A 16,981-nucleotide genomic window follows, 5' to 3' on the forward strand; every position below is an offset into this window, starting at 1 on the left:
TCTTCATGAGACGTTTCAGGGCCCCGGCATCGCCGGGGCCTTTTTTGTTTTGGGGCTCGCTTGTGTCTTCTGAGAGAGGTCGCTCGTCGCAGGAGATCGAAAATCGTGCGGTGGCGTGCAGTTGACAATGATTTAGCCGGGGCTACATTTCTCGCCTTACAGCAAAAGAAGCTCCCGCGTGACCGCGTCCCCTCGCTCTTCTTCCTTATCCGACCGCACAACGGTGGCGATCCGCGAGACGCTTGCCGGCAGGCGCCGCGGGCCTTTCTCCGGAATGGTCTTTGCCGGCCCGGCAGTGATCGCCTCGATCGCCTATATGGACCCGGGCAATTTCGCCACGAACATCCAGGCGGGCGCGAAGTACGGCTATACGCTTCTGTGGGTCGTCTTGATGGCGAACCTGATCGCCATGCTGTTTCAGGCCCTGTCTGCGCGGCTCGGCATCGTCACGGGGCGCAATCTTGCGGAACTCTGTCGAGACAGATTCCCGCTGCCAGTCGTTCTCGTGATGTGGGTGGTGAGCGAGATTGCCGCGATGGCGACCGACCTTGCCGAGTTCCTCGGCGGAGCGATCGGGCTCGCGCTCCTCTTCGACATGCCACTCCTCGTCGGCATGGCGATTACGGCCGTCGTTACGCTCGCGATCTTGCTTTTCGAGCGGGGAGGGTTCCGGCCGATGGAACTCATCATCGGCTCGCTCGTCGGCCTTATCGGGCTTTGCTACCTGATCGAGATGTTCATTGCGCCCGTCGATTGGGCGGCGGCCGGTCTGCATGTCTTTGTGCCGGAGATGCCGGATGGCGAGGCGCTGCTGATTTCTGTCGGCATCATCGGCGCGACCGTCATGCCGCATGCTGTCTATCTGCATTCGGGTCTGACGCAGAACCGTGCCCCGGCGACCAACGATCAGGAGCGGCGCACGCTCGTTCGATTCTCCAATCGCGAAGTGGTGCTGGCCCTGGCGGTGGCGGGGCTTGTGAACATGGCCATGGTGGTCATGGCCTCGAGCGCCTTCCATGCCGGTCACAGCGAGGTTGCGGAGATCGAGACCGCCTATCACACGCTGACGCCGCTTCTCGGCGTGGCGGCGGCCGAAGTGTTCCTGATCTCCCTGATCGCGTCCGGCGTATCGAGCTCCGTCGTCGGAACGATGGCCGGACAGATGATCATGCAAGGATTCGTCGGCTTCAGTATTCCGATCTGGGTCCGGCGCCTCGTCACCATGCTGCCGGCCTTTGTCGTCGTCGCGCTCGGCATCAACGCCACGAAGGCGCTCGTCATCAGCCAGGTGATTCTGTCGATCGCACTGCCTGTGCCGATGATCGCACTCGTCTACTTCAGCGCCAGCCGCGAGATCATGGGGCAGTTCGTTGCGCGGCGCTTGATCAGCGTCATCGCCGTGACGGGAACGGTTGTCGTTCTGGCACTCAATCTGGTGCTCTTGCTCGACATTTTCGGCATCGACATACCCGGTCTGCCGCCTCTCTAATCGGGCGAACGAGACCGCGAAGCCCTAGTTGATGGCCTCACGCATTTGGTATTGTCCGTTCTCAAACGAGGTGAACAGCTCGGTCACCTGCGGATGACGGACGGGTTCGCCCGAATCATCCGGGACGAGGTTCTGTTCGGAGACGTAGGCCACGTACTCGGTCTCCGCATTCTCGGCCAGCAAATGATAGAATGGCTGGTCCTTCGACGGCCGGATCTCGGCCGGAATGGCATCGTACCATTCGTCCGTGTTGTCGAAGACGGGATCGACGTCGAAAATCACCCCGCGGAACGGCAGGAAGCGATGCTTGACGACGTCACCGATATTGAATTTGGCTGATCGCATGTTGTCCATAAGTTCAACCTAACAACTCGAAGATCGGGCATCGTGAGGGAAAGTCAAGGCGCGGCTGCGGGCTCCTCAACTGCGCGCTCGGGCTGATTTCCAGCGGTCGTGAACCCACATCCACTCTCCCGGCCTCTCTCGGATCCAGGCTTCGAATTGTGTCTGGATCGTCTGAGTAAATACGGCCACGTCCTCCATCTGGTTTCCAGTTTGGGGGCATTCGAGCACCTTCGCCTGAACGATGAAGCGTGCACCTTCGCCTCGAAGGACGCGGCCAGCAACCACAGGATTATGCAAACGACGTGCCACCATCGCAGGAAAGGGATTGGCGGTCGTCTCCTTGCCGAAGACCACGACCTTGATGCCTTTCGCTTCACGCTGATCGCCGAGCAGTGCGACGGCACCACCCGCACGCACATGGGCCATCACGCGCTTCGGTGTGGACTTGGCTTTCGCGATGAGACCACCCGGAAACACGTTTGACCGCAAGCTCGTGACGTAGGCGTCCGAGTAGGGGTTCTTGAGCCTCTGGTAGAGGCCGATCCCATTGAGCTCTTTGGGAATGGCGATCGAGGCGATCTCCCAATTGGCCGAATGGAGGCCGACGACCAGCAGGCCCGCACCGCGGTCGACAAAGCTCTGACGCAGCTTCGGGTCGATGTCGATCGTCACGCGGTCGCTCGCCAAGATGAGGTCGATGAGAAAGCTCTCGGCGAATGTCCGTCCCAAATTGTCCCATTGCTGGCGTGCGATCTCCTCGCGCTCCGATTCGCTCTTTTCGGGAAAGGCGATCGCCAGATTTTGCATCACCCGCGGATGCCGATGCGTTCGAGGTCCGACCAAACTCCAGGCGCGGCCCATCATGTTCGACGCGACATCGATTGGTAACGATCGCAGGAGTACCGCGACGAGACGCATGAGAGCGTACTCGGCGAAGTAGCGTGCGCGACGTGTCGGTGACAATGATCGGCCGGAGGTCATGGCTTGCCCGCGGAAGCCTGCGTCAATTGACGAGATGGGTCCAACCATCTAGCCCGCAGGGTCGGCGGACCGCTTAGCGAAGCTCGCACGCGGATGCAACACGAGCCGACCCGTCGTCTGTCACCCATGAAGAAGGAAAGCGCCGGTTCAGGATGAGTGATGTCGTGGGCCTTGCCCTGCCGTTCTTTGGTCTGATCCTTCTCGGTTTCGTCGCCGGCCGCATCTGGCATGAGGACGAGAAGGCGCTCGCCTGGCTCAACATCTACGTGATCTATTTCGCGCTCCCCGCGCTCTTCTTCGAGGTGCTCTCGAAGACGCCGATCGAAGAGCTGACGAACGGCAGCTTCATATTCGCGACCACTTTTGCGACCTATACTGCGTTTGCTTTCGCCTTTGCCTTTGCGGTGCTCAAGAACGACGGTCGCATTCCGGAGGCGACCGTTCAGGGGCTCGTCGGGGGCTACGGCAATGTCGGCTATATGGGCGCGCCGCTGGCGATCGTCGCGCTTGGGCCACAGGCGGCCGCACCGGCCGCGCTGATCTTCAGCTTCGACGTGACCCTCGTCTTCACGCTGGCGCCCCTCATGATGGCGATGAGCGGGGCCAGTCATCAGCCGATCGGCTCAATCTTGAAGTCGATTCCCCGCAAAGTGCTCCTGCATCCCTTTATCCTTGCGACGCTTGCCGGCGTTTTGGCCGCCTTCGTCGATGTTGGACTTCCCGCGCCGCTCGAGCGATTTCTGTCGCTCCTCGGGGGATCTGCCGCGCCCTGCGCGCTCTTCGCTCTCGGCGTGACGGTTGGCCTGCGGCCGCTGCGGCGGGTGCCGGGCGAACTGCCGTTTCTGATCGCGATCAAGCTCCTCGTGCACCCGCTGATCGCTTATCTTCTCCTCACCTGGATCGGAGGGTTCGACCCGGTCTGGATCCAGACCGGGGTTTTGATGGCGGCACTGCCGCCTGCCGCCACGATCTACGTCATCGCGGCGCAGTATCGCACCTATGTGCTGGAAGGCTCGTCGGGGATCCTGCTCGGAACCGCGGCCTCCGTGATCACTCTCAGTCTCGTTCTTTATCTCGTCACCACGGGCCTTCTGCCGCTTGATCCGTTCGGATCCTAGGCCTCAGAGACCCCGGAACGTCTTCGCCAGACCCTGCTGCATCAGAAACCGTCGGAAGGGTGCAAAGCCGCCGGCTGCCGAGAGCGCGACCGCGCGCAACGCCTGGACCGGCAGAAGCCCGGTCAGCAGCGATCGGTTCAGAAGATCGACCGCAAGCGTACGGCTGCGAACATCGGCCTGGCGAAGGCGATGAAATTCTGTGGCGGTGCCTTCGTCGAGCCGGTTGCGATTGAGCGACAGGACCGTTTTGAGGGCTTCGACGTCGCGCAAGCCGAGATTGAGGCCCTGAGCTCCGATCGGGGGAAAAATATGCGCGGCCTCGCCGATCAGAAGTGCACGCCCCGAGGCGAAGCGGTCGGCGAGACCAGCCGAAAGAGGATAGCTGACGCGCGGCGAGGTGACCTGCATGGCCCCCAGGAGCGAGTGGGCGGAGCGTTCTGCGCGCCGCGCGAATTCTTCCTCGGGAATCTCGCAAAGAAGGGCAGCTTCTCGCGGGCGTTCGACCCAGACCAGGCTGACATTGTTGCCCTGCATCGGGACGAGCGTGAACGGACCTCGATCCGTGTGGAACTCCGTTGAGACGGAATGGTGGGGGTGAGTGACGGATAAGGTCGTGACCAGAGCCGATTGGGCATAGCGCCACCGTCTGACCGCTATGCCGGTTTTGGCTCGAACGAGAGAGCGGGAGCCGTCGGCACCGACAACGAGGTCGCTCTTCAAGGAGGCGCCGCGACCGGTGGTGATGTGAACGCAGTCGGTCTGGAAGCTCAGTTCGCTGGCCGTATCCTCGAAAATGGTGATGTAGCGGCTGTTGCGTGCGCGCTCGGAGAGCGCTTCGACGAGGCGGCGATTGGGAATGTTGTAGCCAAAGGCGTTCAAACCGATCTCGCCGGCGTAGAACGTCACCTCGGGCGCACGAATGAGCCGCCCGGTGTCGTCGATGAGCCGCATAGCCTGCAAAGGTGCGGCGGCCGAGACGAGATCGGGCATGGCGCCGAACTGTTCCAGAAGCTCGATCGAGCCAGCAAAAAGCGCGGCGGTGCGCCCGATGGGGAAGTTTGCAGGTGGAGCGATGATGGCAGTGGTGCGTCCGGCTTCTGCCGCCGCGAGAGCCGCCGCCCAGCCGGTGGCACCGCCTCCGACGATGCAGATTTCGAAATCGTCGCGTGGCTTCATCCTCAATCCTGCCATATCTTCGCTCGAACCAGATTGTCTGCCGAGCATTTATTGCCCTATGGGTTGCGTTTCCAGGCATATGGCCTCTTGCGGGAGCGCAAGCAAAGACCACAACGAGGAAAAGAATCTCTCCGTGACGCAAAAAGCTTGCATCGTTTGCCGCAACCGGGCCAATGCCTCGCCGGCAGACAACCGGTGGATCTTTTTGCCCTTGCCGGAGGGCTGGTGTTTTGGCGCCGAACGCGGCATGAGGAGCCACTATGTTGACGGGGTCTAGAGATTTGCAGCTCGGGCAGCAACTGGAGCATCTGCGCGCCGCCGCGTCGCTCTTCGCCATCCATCTGTTGACGGCAAGCGGGGCGGCGCTGGCATTGCTTGCGACGCTTGCGGCCGCGCGCGGAGAATGGCGCGCCGCATTCGTGTGGCTTGGGATCGCGCTCATCGTCGATGCGCTCGACGGGCCGATCGCGCGCCGCTACCAGGTGGGCTCGCGCCTGCCGCGCTGGGATGGCAGCGCGCTCGATTTCGTCATCGATTACACGACCTATGTCTTCGTGCCGGCCATCATCCTGGCGAGCGGCTGCGGACTCGGAACTTTTTTCGGCATTCTCGCCGCGATGATCGTGGCGATCACCGGCGCGCTCTATTTCGCCGACACGCGGATGAAGGAGCCGGACAATTCGTTCAGAGGGTTCCCGGCCGCCTGGAATCTCGCCGTCTTCGTCCTCTTCGCTTTGCAGCCGCATCCTTTCGTAACCTTCATGGTGACGGTGCTCCTCGCTGTCGGCACGTTTCTTCCGGTCAATTTCGTGCATCCCGTGCGTGTCACCAAATGGCGCTGGCTCACACTGTTGATGATGGTGCTGTGGATGATCTGTGCCGGCATTTTGATCGCGACCGGTTTCGATCAGAATTCGACGGTCGAGATGCTGCTGCTCGTCACGAGCTTCTATCTTCTCGGTGTCGCTGGCGTTCAGCAGCTTCTGGCACGCTTTTAGCCTTGGCCAGCTGAGGCCATGGAGCTTCTGTCGGATCCGCAGATCTGGGCGAGTTTCCTGACGCTTTGCGTCATGGAGATCGTGCTTGGCATCGACAACATCGTCTTCATTTCGGTCGTCGTCAGCCGGCTGCCGGAGGAGCAGGCCAAAAAGGCACGCCAGATCGGGCTTCTTCTGGCACTCGTCTTCCGCATCCTGCTTCTGCTCGTCCTGTCGTGGCTGATTGGGCTCACGGCGCCGGTCTTCACCGCGTTCGGGCAGGACGTCTCGTGGCGCGATCTCATCTTGATCGGTGGCGGGCTCTTCCTGATCTACAAGGCGACGCATGAGATCCATGCCGAGATCGAGCATGAGACGGCGACGCTTGCGGAGGCCAAGACCGCGTCCTTTGGCGGGATCATCGCCCAAGTGCTGATCATCGATATGGTTTTTTCCGTCGATTCCATCATCACGGCGATCGGGATGGCCGAACATGTCGAGGTGATGATCGCCGCCGTCATTGTGGCGATTGCAGTCATGTATGCCGCGTCGGGACCGATCGCCGAGTTCATCAAGCACAATCCGACCACCAAAATGCTGGCGCTCGCCTTTCTGCTTCTGATCGGCGTGGCCCTCATCGCCGACGGTTTGGGTTTCCACATCCCGCGCGGTTATATCTACTTTTCCATGGCATTTGCGGCGGTGGTCGAGGTGTTCAACGTCCTTGCGCGGCGCCGCCGGCAGAAGATTGCAGGAGGCGGAGAGTGACGATTGTCGTTCGGGTTCACGCGCATGGCGGGCCGGAGGTGCTGCAGATCGAAGACGAAGAGGTCGGCGCGCCGGGGGAGGGCGAAGTCAAGATCCGGCATGAGGCGATCGGGCTCAACTACCTCGACACCTACTACCGCACCGGCCTCTACAATGCGCCAAACGGCTTGCCGCTCACGCCTGGCAATGAAGGGGCTGGTACCGTTGTCTCCGTCGGGGCCGGGGTTTCGCGTTTTCGGGCGGGCGACAGGGTCGCTTATGTCGGCGGACTCGGCGCCTATGCGGCGGAGCGACTGATTTCTGCCGATAGTCTGGTGCGGCTTCCCGACGAGATCGACTTCAAGACCGGCGCGGCGATGATGCTGAAGGGACTGACGGCCCAGTATCTCCTGCGCCAGACGTTTCGGGTCGAACGCGGGCAGACGATCCTCTTTCACGCGGCTGCCGGTGGGGTTGGGTTGATCGCCTGTCAATGGGCGAAGCATCTCGGCGCGACCGTCATCGGGACCGTTGGATCGGCCGACAAGGCCGAACTCGCCAAAGCGCACGGCTGTACGCACACGATCAATTATCGCGAGGAGGATTTCGTCGCTCGCGTCAAGGACATCACAGATGGCCGCCTGTGCGACGTCGTCTATGATTCCGTCGGTCAGAGTACCTATCCCGGGTCGCTCGATTGCCTGAAGCCACGGGGCATGTGGGTGTCCTTCGGCCAATCCTCGGGGCCGATCAAGGATTTCAACCTCGCATTGCTGGCCCAGAAGGGGTCGCTTTACGCCTGTCGGCCCACCCTTTTCAGCTACATCGCCAAGCGCGAAAGCCTGCAGGCGATGGCGGACGATCTGTTTCACGTCGTGGCGAGCGGGTTCGTGAAGATCGAAGTCAACCAGGAATTCGCGTTGAAGGATGTGGCAGACGCCCATCGTGCGCTTGAAGGCCGGGCGACGACGGGAGCGACCGTCCTCGTTCCGTGAGGAGTTGAAACTGCGCCCGTGATCTAAGTTCGTCTGACACGATCGCAATGCGAGCCGCACCATATCGGGGTGGCTCTGTCCCCCTCAACAAAGAAGCCGGGCGCGGGGCCCGGCAGGATTTGGAGTGAGAAGGCTTCGACCTTACCAGGCGAAGGCTTGCGGGCTCCTATGGCGATCCGCCGCATCATAGCCCGGGCTGGACGGGCTCAAGCTATTCCTCGGCTGGCTTATCAGGCTCCGTGGTTGCGACGACCGCGAGACAGTCACCAAGACCGACGAGCCCAGGAAAATGACGAGCGGCGAGGATCCCGTCGAGACCGGCTCGATACTCTTGAGGCTTTCCGCCCAAACGTTCGATCGGATGCACTGAAAGGAGGAGATCCCCCTTTCTGACATGCGCCCCAAGATCGATCGCGGGCTCGATGAAGCCTTCGGACTGGCTGAAGGAAAAACACTCCGGTCCGGGCATATCCAGAAATATGGATGGCTGGTGGTCGATCGGGCCTGCCAGAATGCCCGCATGTTTGAGGACGTTTGCGAGGCCGCGCCGGGCGATCGCCAATGTCCGCGCCGTGGAGGTTCCACCCCCGCCGATTTCCGTCGTGACGAAGACTTTGCCGAGCGCCTCTGCGGCCGTGTCGAGCATGCCGACGGCGTCGATCTCCAACATGGTCATCGAATAGGGCGCGCAGAATGCATCTCGGGCTTCCCGGCAACGCGCCTCCTGCGCCTTGTTTTCGAGCACGTGACAGGCCGCAAAAGGCAGGAAATCGAGTGTCTTTCCGCCGGAATGGAAGTCGAGCACCAGATCCGCCATGGGCAGCAGAACGCGCTGAATGTAATCGGCGATCTTCTCCGTCACACTGCCGTCCGCGCGTCCTGGGAAGGTGCGGTTGAGATTGAACGTGTCGATGGGCGAGAGGCGGGTTCCTGTACGAAACGCCGGGTAGTTCATGAAGGGAACGAGGATGATGCGCCCGGTGATGTCATCGAGCGTGATCTTCCGGGCAAAATCGGCGAGTGCGACGGGTCCCTCATATTCGTCGCCATGGCTGCCGCCGGTGACGAGGGCGGTCGGGCCGGGGCCGTTGCTCACAACCGTGACCGGGATCATGAGATTGCCCCATGCGCTTTCGTCGCGGCTCCATGGCAGTCTCAGATAACCGTGCTGGATGCCTTCGCGCTCAAAATCGACGGTCGGAACGATGGGGCTGTCAATCATCGCGGTCTCGTTCGAGCTTCCATGCTTTCTGGTCGAAAGCATAGGATTGGAGATCCTCGCAAGCTTCAACGCGTCTATTGGGAGAATTGCTTTCGGAAACCTCCGGCCGACTATGCGGGGCCGGCACCTGCTTGCCCCTTCGGATTTCAACGCCTAGGCTTCCTTTGTCCGTCTTCACACGGTTCGTGCCAGGCGTCGCGCCGCCTGTCGGCCCGTTTCGGAAAAGGAATGGCTCGCGCGCGCCTTCAGACATGGCGGTGTTCGACCGTCGGAAGACATTCCCTCTGCCGTGGGCAACTTCGACCCCGTCGGCCAGCCCTTGCCCGGCCGGCCCCTAAATCGTCTCCTCCCGCCAACCGAAAGGACCCCGTCATGGACGAACACGTCACCGCCAATGACCTGGAAACACTCGACCGGGCGCATGTCTTCCACCCTTCGACGCATCTTGCGCAATTTGCGCGCGGCGAGGCGCCGTCGCGAATTGTGACCGGGGGCAAAGGCTGCACCATCGTCGATCGGGACGGACGCAAAAGCCTTGATGCCTTTGCGGGCCTTTATTGCGTGAACGTCGGCTACGGACGTCAGGAAATCGCAGATGCGATCTACGCCCAGGCGAAGGAGCTTGCCTATTTCCATGCCTATGCGGGCCATTCGAACGAGCAGGTGATCCGGCTGTCGAGTCGGATCGTCGACAAAGTCGGCCTCGGGATGCAGCGCATCTATTGGGGGCTTTCCGGATCGGATGCCAACGAGACCAACATCAAGCTCGTCTGGTACTACAACAACGTGATGGGGCGACCGGAAAAGAAGAAGATCATCTCCAGGCAGCGCGGCTATCACGGGTCGGGCATCATGACGGGAAGCCTGACGGGTCTTGCGCTCTTCCACAACGCATTCGATCTCCCACGCTCGCCGATCCTGCACACGTCGTGCCCGCATTACTGGCGCTACGGCCGGGAAGGGGAAAGCGAGGCGGACTTTTCCAAACGCATGGCGGCGGAGCTCGAAGAACTGATCCTTGCCGAGGGACCGGAGACGGTCGCGGCCTTCATCGGTGAGCCCGTCATGGGAACCGGCGGGATCATTCCGCCGCCTGAGGGATATTGGCAGGAAATTCAGGCGGTTCTGAAAAAGTACGACATTCTCCTGATTGCCGATGAGGTCGTCACGGGATTTGGCCGCACCGGCGAATATTTCGGTTCGCACACCTACGGCATCGAGCCGGATCTTATCACCATCGCCAAAGGCGTGACCTCAGCCTATCTGCCTTTGTCGGGCGTCATCGTCGGCGAAAAAGTCTGGCAGGGGCTCGAAAAGGGGACCGACGATCTCGGCGTCATCGGTCATGGCTGGACCTATTCCGCGCACCCGACCTGTGCGGCCGCGGCGAACGCCAACCTCGATATCATCGACCGCGAAGATCTCACCGCAAATGCCCGTGACACAGGCGGCTATCTTGTCAAATCCCTGCAGGAGGCGGTCGGCGATCACCGGCTTGTCGGCGAGGTCCGTGGTGTCGGCCTGATGGCGGCCGTCGAATTCGTCGGTGACAAGGATACGAAGGCCGCGCCGGATCCGTCCTTGAAAGTCGGCATGAAAATGTCGGCCGCGCTCCTGGAAGAGGGGGTGATCGCCCGCGCGATGCCGCACAGCGAATGTCTTGGCTTCTCGCCTCCGCTCGTGATCACCCGCGACGAGGTCGACCAGGTCGTCTCGGCAACGAAACGGGCCATCGAGCGCGTCTCCGAAAGCCTTTGAGGCCGCGTTGATGCATTCGCCCAGCCTGGGCGGATAAAGCCAGAGGCTTGGCCCGGAAACTGCACGGCGGTGGAAGACCGCCGTCGGCGGAGATTTTGGGCCGCGGAGGGAGAGCCGGTATGGAGTTTGGCAAGAACAACACTCCGTTCAGCGAGGACGAGTTTACCCAGAGGCTTGTCAACACGAAACGGGCGATGGACGCGGCCGGCCTGGACGTTCTCATCGTCTGTGATCCGGCGAACATGAACTATCTGACCGGCTATGATGGCTGGTCGTTTTATGTGCATCAGGCTGTGATCGTCGCGCAGGCCCTCGAACAGCCTTTGTGGGTGGGCCGCAATCAGGATGTGAACGGCGCGCATCTGACGACGATTCTCCCGGTAGAAAACGTCATCGGTTATGCCGACGAATATGTGCAGTCGCTGACGCGGCATCCGATGCAGGTGCTGGCCAGTACGATCGCCGAACGGGGGCTCGGCTCGGGCAGAATCGGTGTCGAGGCTGATTCCTACTATTTCACGGCACGGGCTCAGGCCGTGCTCGTTCAGGAGTTGCCCGACGCGGTCTTCGCCGATGCCGGCGTTCTGGTGAACTGGTTGCGATGCGTGAAGTCGGATGCCGAAATCGCGCTGATCCGGCAGGCGGCCCGCATCACCGAGCGTATCATGCAGAAGGCCGTCGACCTGATCGATGTCGGTGTTCCGCAAAGCGAGGTGGCGGCCGCCATTCTCGAGACGGGGGTCCGTGGCATACCGGGCGAGGGGGGATATGGCGGCGATTATCCCGCCATCATGCCGTTGATGCCGAGCGGGGTTAGCACATCCTGCCCTCATATCACCTGGCGGGACGAGCCGTTTCTCGCCCAGACCGGAACGACGGTCGAGATCGCTGGCGTCCGGCATCGCTACCATGCCCCGATGAGCCGAACCGTCTATCTCGGAACGCCGCCGCAGAAGATGCTCGATGCGGCAAAAATCGTCGACGAAGGTATCGAGGCGGCGCTTGAGGCCGCGCGACCGGGTGCAACGGCGCATGATGTCTATGCCTGGTGGAGCGGGGTCATTGCGCGCCACGGTATCTTCAAGGAATCCCGGTGTGGCTACTCGTTTGGTCTGAACTATCCGCCGGACTGGGGCGAGCGGACGTTGTCGTTGCGGGCGGGCGACGAAACGGTGCTTCAACCCAATATGACGATTCACTTCATGCCGGGGCTCTGGCTCGACGATTGGGGTATCGAGATTTCCGAACCCATCCGGATCACCCAATCGGGTGTGGAGCAGTTCTGCACTTTTTCGCGCGAGCTAGTCGTCAAGTAGTTCAAGGGTTTGGCGCCGTTTATGGCGCTCGTCGAGAACGGCAATTATCCCAAAGTCGCGGCGGTTCTGTGCGCTGCGGCTTGCTTTTGGCGCCATTTCTTGGAAAAGTGACGAAATAGAGACGAAGTCCTTCGCCAGCGGCAGACGCTCGGTGGTGGATCAAAGACGGCTTAAGCCGTCCAAAAAAGACAATGGGTTGAACAGCAGCAGCGTCGAGGCTTCGCTCGGGAGCCGTCGACAGTGTGGCAGAAAGGCATTCATGCAGGACGAGAACGGCGTCGCCGAAGGCGCCGAAGATCGCGCCTATGTGCGCTTCGAGGACGTTCAGAAGAGCTATGATGGCGAAACGCTCGTCATCAAAAATCTGAACCTCGAGATTGAGCGCGGCGAATTCCTGACCATGCTTGGGCCGTCCGGGTCCGGGAAAACCACCTGCCTCATGATGCTGGCAGGTTTCGAATCCACCACCCACGGCGCGATCTATCTGCACGATCAGCGCATCGACAACGTGCCGCCGCACAAGCGCAGTATCGGGATGGTGTTCCAAAATTACGCGCTCTTTCCGCACATGACCGTGTCGGAGAATCTGGCGTTTCCGCTGAAGGTGCGCGGTGTCTCGAAAAGCGACACGGAAGAACGCGTGAAGCGGGCGCTGGAGATGGTCGAGCTGCCGCAATTCGGCGACAGGCGGCCGGCGCAGCTTTCGGGCGGACAGCAGCAGCGTGTGGCCGTGGCGCGAGCGCTCGTGTTCGAGCCGGATCTCGTCTTGATGGACGAACCGCTCGGCGCTCTCGACAAGCAGCTGCGCGAGCAGATGCAGTTCGAGATCAAGCACATCCACGACAATCTCGGGGTGACGGTCGTCTATGTGACGCATGATCAGACGGAAGCGCTGACCATGTCGGACCGCGTTGCGGTGTTCAACGACGGCATCATCCAGCAATTGTCGACGCCTGAAGTTCTCTACGAGGCGCCCGACAACGCCTTCGTCGCCCAGTTCATCGGCGAGAACAATCGCTTTTCGGGGCGTATCGTGGAGCGCGTCAGCGATCAGGAAGTGCGGGTGAAGCTCGATACGGGCGAAGACGTGCGCGCACTTCCGGTCAATCTCAATGGCGGGGACCGCACGACCCTGTCTTTGCGGCCCGAGCGCGTGCTCATCAATCCGGACGAGGGGGCCACTCCCAATGTCCTGGAAGGCACTGTGCAGGAAGTGATCTATCTCGGTGATCACATCCGCACCCGGCTTGCCGTGGCAGGCCATGATGATTTCATCGTCAAGATCCCGAATGCGGCCGGGCATCCGAGCCTTCAGCGCGGCCAGGCCGCGCGTCTCGGCTGGACGATTGAAGATTGTCGGGCACTCGACGCCTGACAAAGCGCCCATATCTGGCGCCCATTTCCCGACCGGCAGGACATGAATAATGCCGGCAAAAGCTCCCAAACGGGGACCAACAGCAACGGAGGTCAGTCCGAATGAAGCGAACCCTATCCCTTATGGCCGCAGTGGCGATTGTGCCGAGCATGGCCTTGGCCGCAGAAGGTGACAGCCTGACGATCGTATCCTGGGGCGGCGCCTATACGATGTCGCAGGAAAAGGCCTATCACGAACCCTACAGCGAGAAGACCGGCACGCAGATCCTGCGTGAGGATAAATCGGCAAATGCGCTTGCGGGCATCCGCTCGCAGGTCGAGGCCGGGAACGTCACCTGGGACGTCGTCGATATGCTGCAGGCGGATGCGCAGCGCGCCTGCGACGAGGGTCTCATCATGGAGATCCCGCACGACGAGTGGCTCGCTCCGGGCCCGGATGGAGCCAAACCCACAGAGGATTTCATCGACGGCACGCTCGGCGATTGCTTCATTCCGCAGATCCTTTACGCGACCATGTTCGCGTATAACGAGGAAGCGTTTCCGGATGGCGGCCCCAAGACGGTGGCAGATGTCTGGGATCTCGAAAAATTCCCGGGAACTAGGTCCTTACAGAAAATTCCTCAGAAAAACCTTGAATGGGCTCTCATCGCCGACGGTGTGCCTGCGGACGAGGTTTACGAGGTGCTCGCAACGCGCGAAGGGCAGGACCGCGCCTTCGCCAAGCTCGACGAGATCAAGGATAACGTGATCTGGTGGTCGGAAGGCGCGCAGCCGCCGCAGATGCTTGCCGACCAGGAAGCTGTCATCGCCACTGCCTATAACGGCCGTATCTTCAATGCGCAGGTGAACGAGGACCAGCCCTTCAAGATCATGTGGGACCACCAGATGTTCGAGGTCGACGGCTGGGTCGTTCCCGTGGATCAGAGCGAAGACGATCTGAAGCTGATAAAGGACTATCTCTATTTCGCCACCGATACGCAGCGGCTTGCGGACCAGGCGAAATACATCGCCTACGCGCCGGCGCGGAAGTCGTCTGTGCCTCTCGTCGGGAAGATGGAGGGCACCGACATCGACATGAAGCCGCATATGCCGACGACGCCCGAAAACTTCGAGACGGCGGTGCAGTTCGACACCTCCTTCTGGGCCGATTACGGCGACCAGCTCGAAGAGCGCTTCAACGCCTGGCTCGCTCAGTAAGCGAACCTGGTCGGAAAACACGTCCGGCGCGGTTCTCCCGCGCCGGGCATGAACGTGGAGCGCAGGATATGGCGGATATAGCGGCAGACGGCTACGTGCCGGAGCGAGACGAAAGCGGAGCGTTGACGACTGTCGACGGGACGCCGCTCAAAGTTTCGTTGCGAAAGTCGCAAAGACGGGCCAAGCGGCGAGCCTTCTATCTCGTCGTTCCACTCCTTGCCTTCCTCTTCATCACCTTCACGATCCCGATCGTCGGGATGATCGTGCGCTCAGTCTACAACCCCGAAGTGGCCAATTATCTGCCCGAAACCTCCGCGGCAATCGGTGACTGGGACGGGGAAGAGCTGCCGCCCGAAAAGGTTTTCGCGGCCATGGCCGCCGATATGGAAGTTGGTCTCGAAAACCGCACGATCGGACGCGCCGCAGGGCGAATCAATCGCGAAATTCCGGGTGCTCGCAGCCTGGTAATGGGGACGGCGCGTCACGTCGATGAGATGCAGCCACCCTACCGCGAGGCCTTCCTGGAGGAAGACGAGGACTGGTCCGATCTCGAACTCTGGCGCCTCCTCAAGCGTGAGACGCGCCTCATCACGCCGGCCTATTATCTTCTGGCGCTCGATTTCGAATACACGCCGCGCGGCGACATCGTGGAGCGGCCTGAGATCTATCAGGTCTACCGTCTGCTCTTCATCCGCACCGCCTGGATGAGTATCGTCATCACCGGCGCCTGCCTGCTTCTCGGCTATCCCGTCGCGCATCTCCTGGCGACGCTGCCGCTCAGAACATCGAACCTCTTGATGATCCTGGTGCTGTTGCCTTTCTGGACATCGCTTCTCGTACGGACTTCGGCCTGGATGGTGCTCCTGCAGCAGGAGGGGGTGGTCAACGACCTGCTCGTATGGGCCGGAATCATCAATGACAACGGTCGTATCCGCATGATCTACAACCAGCTGGGTACGATCATCGCGATGACGCACATCCTGCTGCCGTTCATGATCTTACCGCTCTATTCGGTGATGAAGACGATCCCGCCGTCCTACATGCGGGCGGCGCGCTCGCTTGGCGCCAATCAGTTTACAGCCTTCGTGAAGGTCTACATGCCGCTCACCATTCCCGGGCTTGCGGCGGGTGTTCTCCTCGTCTTCATCCTGGCGATCGGCTACTACATCACCCCGGCGCTCGTCGGCGGCGAAAGCGGTATCTTCATTTCGAATTTGATCGCCTCCAACATGCAGGGAACGAGCGCGCAGCTGAAACTGGCTTCGGCGCTCGCGACGATCCTCCTCGTGCTGGTTCTCTTCTTCTACTGGCTCTTCAACAAGCTTGTCGGTGTCGACCGGCTGAAGTTCGGGTGAGGTAAGCCATGCCCCTTCCTACCTATGCCGGACCGCTTGAGCGCACCTGGTACTACAGCTACCGCGTCATCTGTGCGGCGATCTTCATCTTTCTGATCGTGCCGATCCTGGTGATCGTGCCACTGTCGTTCAACGCGCAGCCTTATTTCACTTTCACCAAGGAGATGCTCTCCTTCGATCCGGACGGCTATTCGCTGCGCTGGTACGAGGAGCTCCTCTCCAGCCGTGAGTGGATGCGCGCCATCGGCAATTCCTTCTTCATCGCAATATCGGCGACGATCATCTCGACAACGCTCGGCACGCTTGCCGCGCTCGGCCTTTCGCGCCCCAATATGCCGGCCAAGGGCTTCATCACGGCCGTTTTGATTTCTCCGATGATCGTGCCGCTGATCATCACGGCAGCGGCGCTGTTTTCTTTCTATGCCCGGCTCGATCTTGCCAATTCGTATTTCTCGATCATCATGGCGCATGTGGTCCTGGGCACCCCCTTCGTCGTGATCACGGTGACCGCGTCTCTCTCGGGCTTCGATCAGCAGCTCATCCGAGCGGCGCAGAGCCTTGGCGCCAACCAGGTCACCACCTTCTTCAAGGTCATTCTGCCGCTGCTTCTCCCGGGCGTCGTCGCCGGCGCGCTCTTCGCCTTCATCACCTCACTGGACGAGGTCGTCGTGGTCCTGTTCCTCGCCGGGCCGGAGCAGGTGACGATGACGGTGCGAATGTTTTCGGGGCTCAGAGAAGAGATTTCGCCAACGATCCTGGCGCTCGCGACGATCCTGGTCGCGATCTCTATCCTGCTTCTCTCGTCGATGGAATTGCTGCGTCGGCGCTCCGAACGTCAGCGCGGCATGAGCCCGGGTTAGGGATCCGGCTGAGCCGATCACAAAAAAGGAGGCGCCGAAGCGCCTCCGCGGATGTTTGCCGGCAGCGATTG

General features: G+C 61.1%; 15 protein-coding genes. 11 read left to right on the forward strand and 4 right to left on the reverse strand.

All coding sequences use genetic code 11. The features are described from left to right. Nucleotides 1-178: 178 nt before the first annotated feature. A complete protein-coding gene (locus tag ACK8CP_RS05175) occupies nucleotides 179-1,489 on the forward strand; it encodes an Nramp family divalent metal transporter (protein WP_414833560.1) in 1,311 nt (436 codons plus the stop codon). 24 nt (nucleotides 1,490-1,513) lie between these two features. On the opposite strand, the gene hspQ is transcribed toward ACK8CP_RS05175, so the two are convergent. Together hspQ and ACK8CP_RS05185 are read right to left on the reverse strand one after the other, a co-directional pair. Continuing rightward, entirely contained in the window at nucleotides 1,514-1,834 is a 321-nt protein-coding gene (gene hspQ, locus ACK8CP_RS05180; protein WP_414833561.1) for a heat shock protein HspQ, read from the reverse strand. A gap of 75 nt (nucleotides 1,835-1,909) precedes the next feature. Beyond that, nucleotides 1,910-2,752 (reverse strand): lysophospholipid acyltransferase family protein, encoded by an 843-nt coding sequence (locus ACK8CP_RS05185; protein WP_414833562.1) that lies wholly within the window; start codon nucleotides 2,750-2,752, stop codon nucleotides 1,910-1,912. A gap of 215 nt (nucleotides 2,753-2,967) precedes the next feature. On the opposite strand from ACK8CP_RS05185, the gene ACK8CP_RS05190 reads away from it, so the two are divergent. Further along, complete coding sequence (locus ACK8CP_RS05190; protein ID WP_414833563.1) at nucleotides 2,968-3,933, forward strand: AEC family transporter; 966 nt, start codon at nucleotides 2,968-2,970, stop codon at nucleotides 3,931-3,933. Between the two features lie 3 nt (nucleotides 3,934-3,936). Here the strand turns inward: ACK8CP_RS05190 and ACK8CP_RS05195 are convergent, their stop codons facing one another. Then, complete coding sequence (locus ACK8CP_RS05195; protein WP_414833564.1) at nucleotides 3,937-5,109, reverse strand: FAD-dependent monooxygenase; 1,173 nt, start codon at nucleotides 5,107-5,109, stop codon at nucleotides 3,937-3,939. A gap of 260 nt (nucleotides 5,110-5,369) precedes the next feature. Here ACK8CP_RS05195 and ACK8CP_RS05200 point away from each other — a divergent pair, with 260 nt between their 5' ends. From ACK8CP_RS05200 to ACK8CP_RS05210, 3 genes are read left to right on the forward strand one after another with little or no spacing between them, the layout of a single operon-like run. Beyond that, nucleotides 5,370-6,107, forward strand: a complete 738-nt coding sequence (locus ACK8CP_RS05200) for a CDP-alcohol phosphatidyltransferase family protein (protein ID WP_111328846.1) — start codon at nucleotides 5,370-5,372, stop codon at nucleotides 6,105-6,107. An 18-nt stretch (nucleotides 6,108-6,125) separates the two neighbouring features. After that, nucleotides 6,126-6,854, forward strand: coding sequence for a TerC family protein (locus tag ACK8CP_RS05205; RefSeq protein WP_414833565.1), 729 nt, complete (start codon nucleotides 6,126-6,128; stop codon nucleotides 6,852-6,854). Next, nucleotides 6,851-7,828, forward strand: a complete 978-nt coding sequence (locus ACK8CP_RS05210) for a quinone oxidoreductase family protein (protein WP_414833566.1) — start codon at nucleotides 6,851-6,853, stop codon at nucleotides 7,826-7,828. Before ACK8CP_RS05205 ends, ACK8CP_RS05210 begins: the two co-directional genes overlap by 4 nt. 211 nt (nucleotides 7,829-8,039) lie before the next feature. Here ACK8CP_RS05210 and doeB read toward each other — a convergent pair whose 3' ends face one another. Beyond that, entirely contained in the window at nucleotides 8,040-9,050 is a 1,011-nt protein-coding gene (doeB, locus tag ACK8CP_RS05215) for a N(2)-acetyl-L-2,4-diaminobutanoate deacetylase DoeB (RefSeq protein ID WP_414833567.1), read from the reverse strand. Between the two features lie 372 nt (nucleotides 9,051-9,422). On the opposite strand from doeB, the gene ACK8CP_RS05220 reads away from it, so the two are divergent. The 6 genes from ACK8CP_RS05220 to ACK8CP_RS05245 all read left to right on the forward strand — a co-directional run bounded on the left by ACK8CP_RS05220 (nucleotide 9,423) and on the right by ACK8CP_RS05245 (nucleotide 16,910). Further along, on the forward strand, nucleotides 9,423-10,808 hold the full coding sequence (locus tag ACK8CP_RS05220) for an aminotransferase (RefSeq protein WP_414833568.1): 1,386 nt from the start codon (nucleotides 9,423-9,425) through the stop codon (nucleotides 10,806-10,808). A gap of 119 nt (nucleotides 10,809-10,927) precedes the next feature. Beyond that, the gene (locus ACK8CP_RS05225; RefSeq protein WP_414833569.1) at nucleotides 10,928-12,124 is read left to right on the forward strand and encodes a M24 family metallopeptidase; all 1,197 of its coding nucleotides are present in this window, start codon (nucleotides 10,928-10,930) and stop codon (nucleotides 12,122-12,124) included. A gap of 259 nt (nucleotides 12,125-12,383) precedes the next feature. Next, nucleotides 12,384-13,499: an ABC transporter ATP-binding protein gene (locus ACK8CP_RS05230; RefSeq protein WP_414833570.1), complete on the forward strand. Its 1,116-nt coding sequence runs from the start codon at nucleotides 12,384-12,386 to the stop codon at nucleotides 13,497-13,499. A 101-nt stretch (nucleotides 13,500-13,600) separates the two neighbouring features. Continuing rightward, nucleotides 13,601-14,695, forward strand: a complete 1,095-nt coding sequence (locus ACK8CP_RS05235; RefSeq protein WP_092812216.1) for an extracellular solute-binding protein — start codon at nucleotides 13,601-13,603, stop codon at nucleotides 14,693-14,695. 68 nt (nucleotides 14,696-14,763) lie between these two features. Continuing rightward, nucleotides 14,764-16,050 (forward strand): ABC transporter permease, encoded by a 1,287-nt coding sequence (locus tag ACK8CP_RS05240; RefSeq protein ID WP_128294103.1) that lies wholly within the window; start codon nucleotides 14,764-14,766, stop codon nucleotides 16,048-16,050. 8 nt (nucleotides 16,051-16,058) lie between these two features. Continuing rightward, nucleotides 16,059-16,910 (forward strand): ABC transporter permease, encoded by an 852-nt coding sequence (locus tag ACK8CP_RS05245; RefSeq protein ID WP_414833571.1) that lies wholly within the window; start codon nucleotides 16,059-16,061, stop codon nucleotides 16,908-16,910. Nucleotides 16,911-16,981 lie beyond the last annotated feature (71 nt).

It is taken from the genome of Afifella sp. YEN Y35, assembly GCF_047553465.1.
Lineage (GTDB): Bacteria > Pseudomonadota > Alphaproteobacteria > Rhizobiales > Afifellaceae > Afifella > Afifella aestuarii.

What these genes read in the sequence shown, in the direction of transcription:
- hspQ (WP_414833561.1), bottom strand. Translation starts at nt 1,834, where the DNA reads ATGCGATCAGCCAAATTCAATATCGGTGACGTCGTCAAGCATCGCTTC.
- doeB (WP_414833567.1), bottom strand. Translation starts at nt 9,050, where the DNA reads ATGATTGACAGCCCCATCGTTCCGACCGTCGATTTTGAGCGCGAAGGC.
- ACK8CP_RS05185 (WP_414833562.1), bottom strand. Translation starts at nt 2,752, where the DNA reads ATGCGTCTCGTCGCGGTACTCCTGCGATCGTTACCAATCGATGTCGCG.
- ACK8CP_RS05220 (WP_414833568.1), top strand. Translation starts at nt 9,423, where the DNA reads ATGGACGAACACGTCACCGCCAATGACCTGGAAACACTCGACCGGGCG.
- ACK8CP_RS05190 (WP_414833563.1), top strand. Translation starts at nt 2,968, where the DNA reads ATGAGTGATGTCGTGGGCCTTGCCCTGCCGTTCTTTGGTCTGATCCTT.
- ACK8CP_RS05195 (WP_414833564.1), bottom strand. Translation starts at nt 5,109, where the DNA reads ATGAAGCCACGCGACGATTTCGAAATCTGCATCGTCGGAGGCGGTGCC.
- ACK8CP_RS05235 (WP_092812216.1), top strand. Translation starts at nt 13,601, where the DNA reads ATGAAGCGAACCCTATCCCTTATGGCCGCAGTGGCGATTGTGCCGAGC.
- ACK8CP_RS05200 (WP_111328846.1), top strand. Translation starts at nt 5,370, where the DNA reads ATGTTGACGGGGTCTAGAGATTTGCAGCTCGGGCAGCAACTGGAGCAT.
- ACK8CP_RS05225 (WP_414833569.1), top strand. Translation starts at nt 10,928, where the DNA reads ATGGAGTTTGGCAAGAACAACACTCCGTTCAGCGAGGACGAGTTTACC.
- ACK8CP_RS05230 (WP_414833570.1), top strand. Translation starts at nt 12,384, where the DNA reads ATGCAGGACGAGAACGGCGTCGCCGAAGGCGCCGAAGATCGCGCCTAT.
- ACK8CP_RS05240 (WP_128294103.1), top strand. Translation starts at nt 14,764, where the DNA reads ATGGCGGATATAGCGGCAGACGGCTACGTGCCGGAGCGAGACGAAAGC.
- ACK8CP_RS05245 (WP_414833571.1), top strand. Translation starts at nt 16,059, where the DNA reads ATGCCCCTTCCTACCTATGCCGGACCGCTTGAGCGCACCTGGTACTAC.
- ACK8CP_RS05205 (WP_414833565.1), top strand. Translation starts at nt 6,126, where the DNA reads ATGGAGCTTCTGTCGGATCCGCAGATCTGGGCGAGTTTCCTGACGCTT.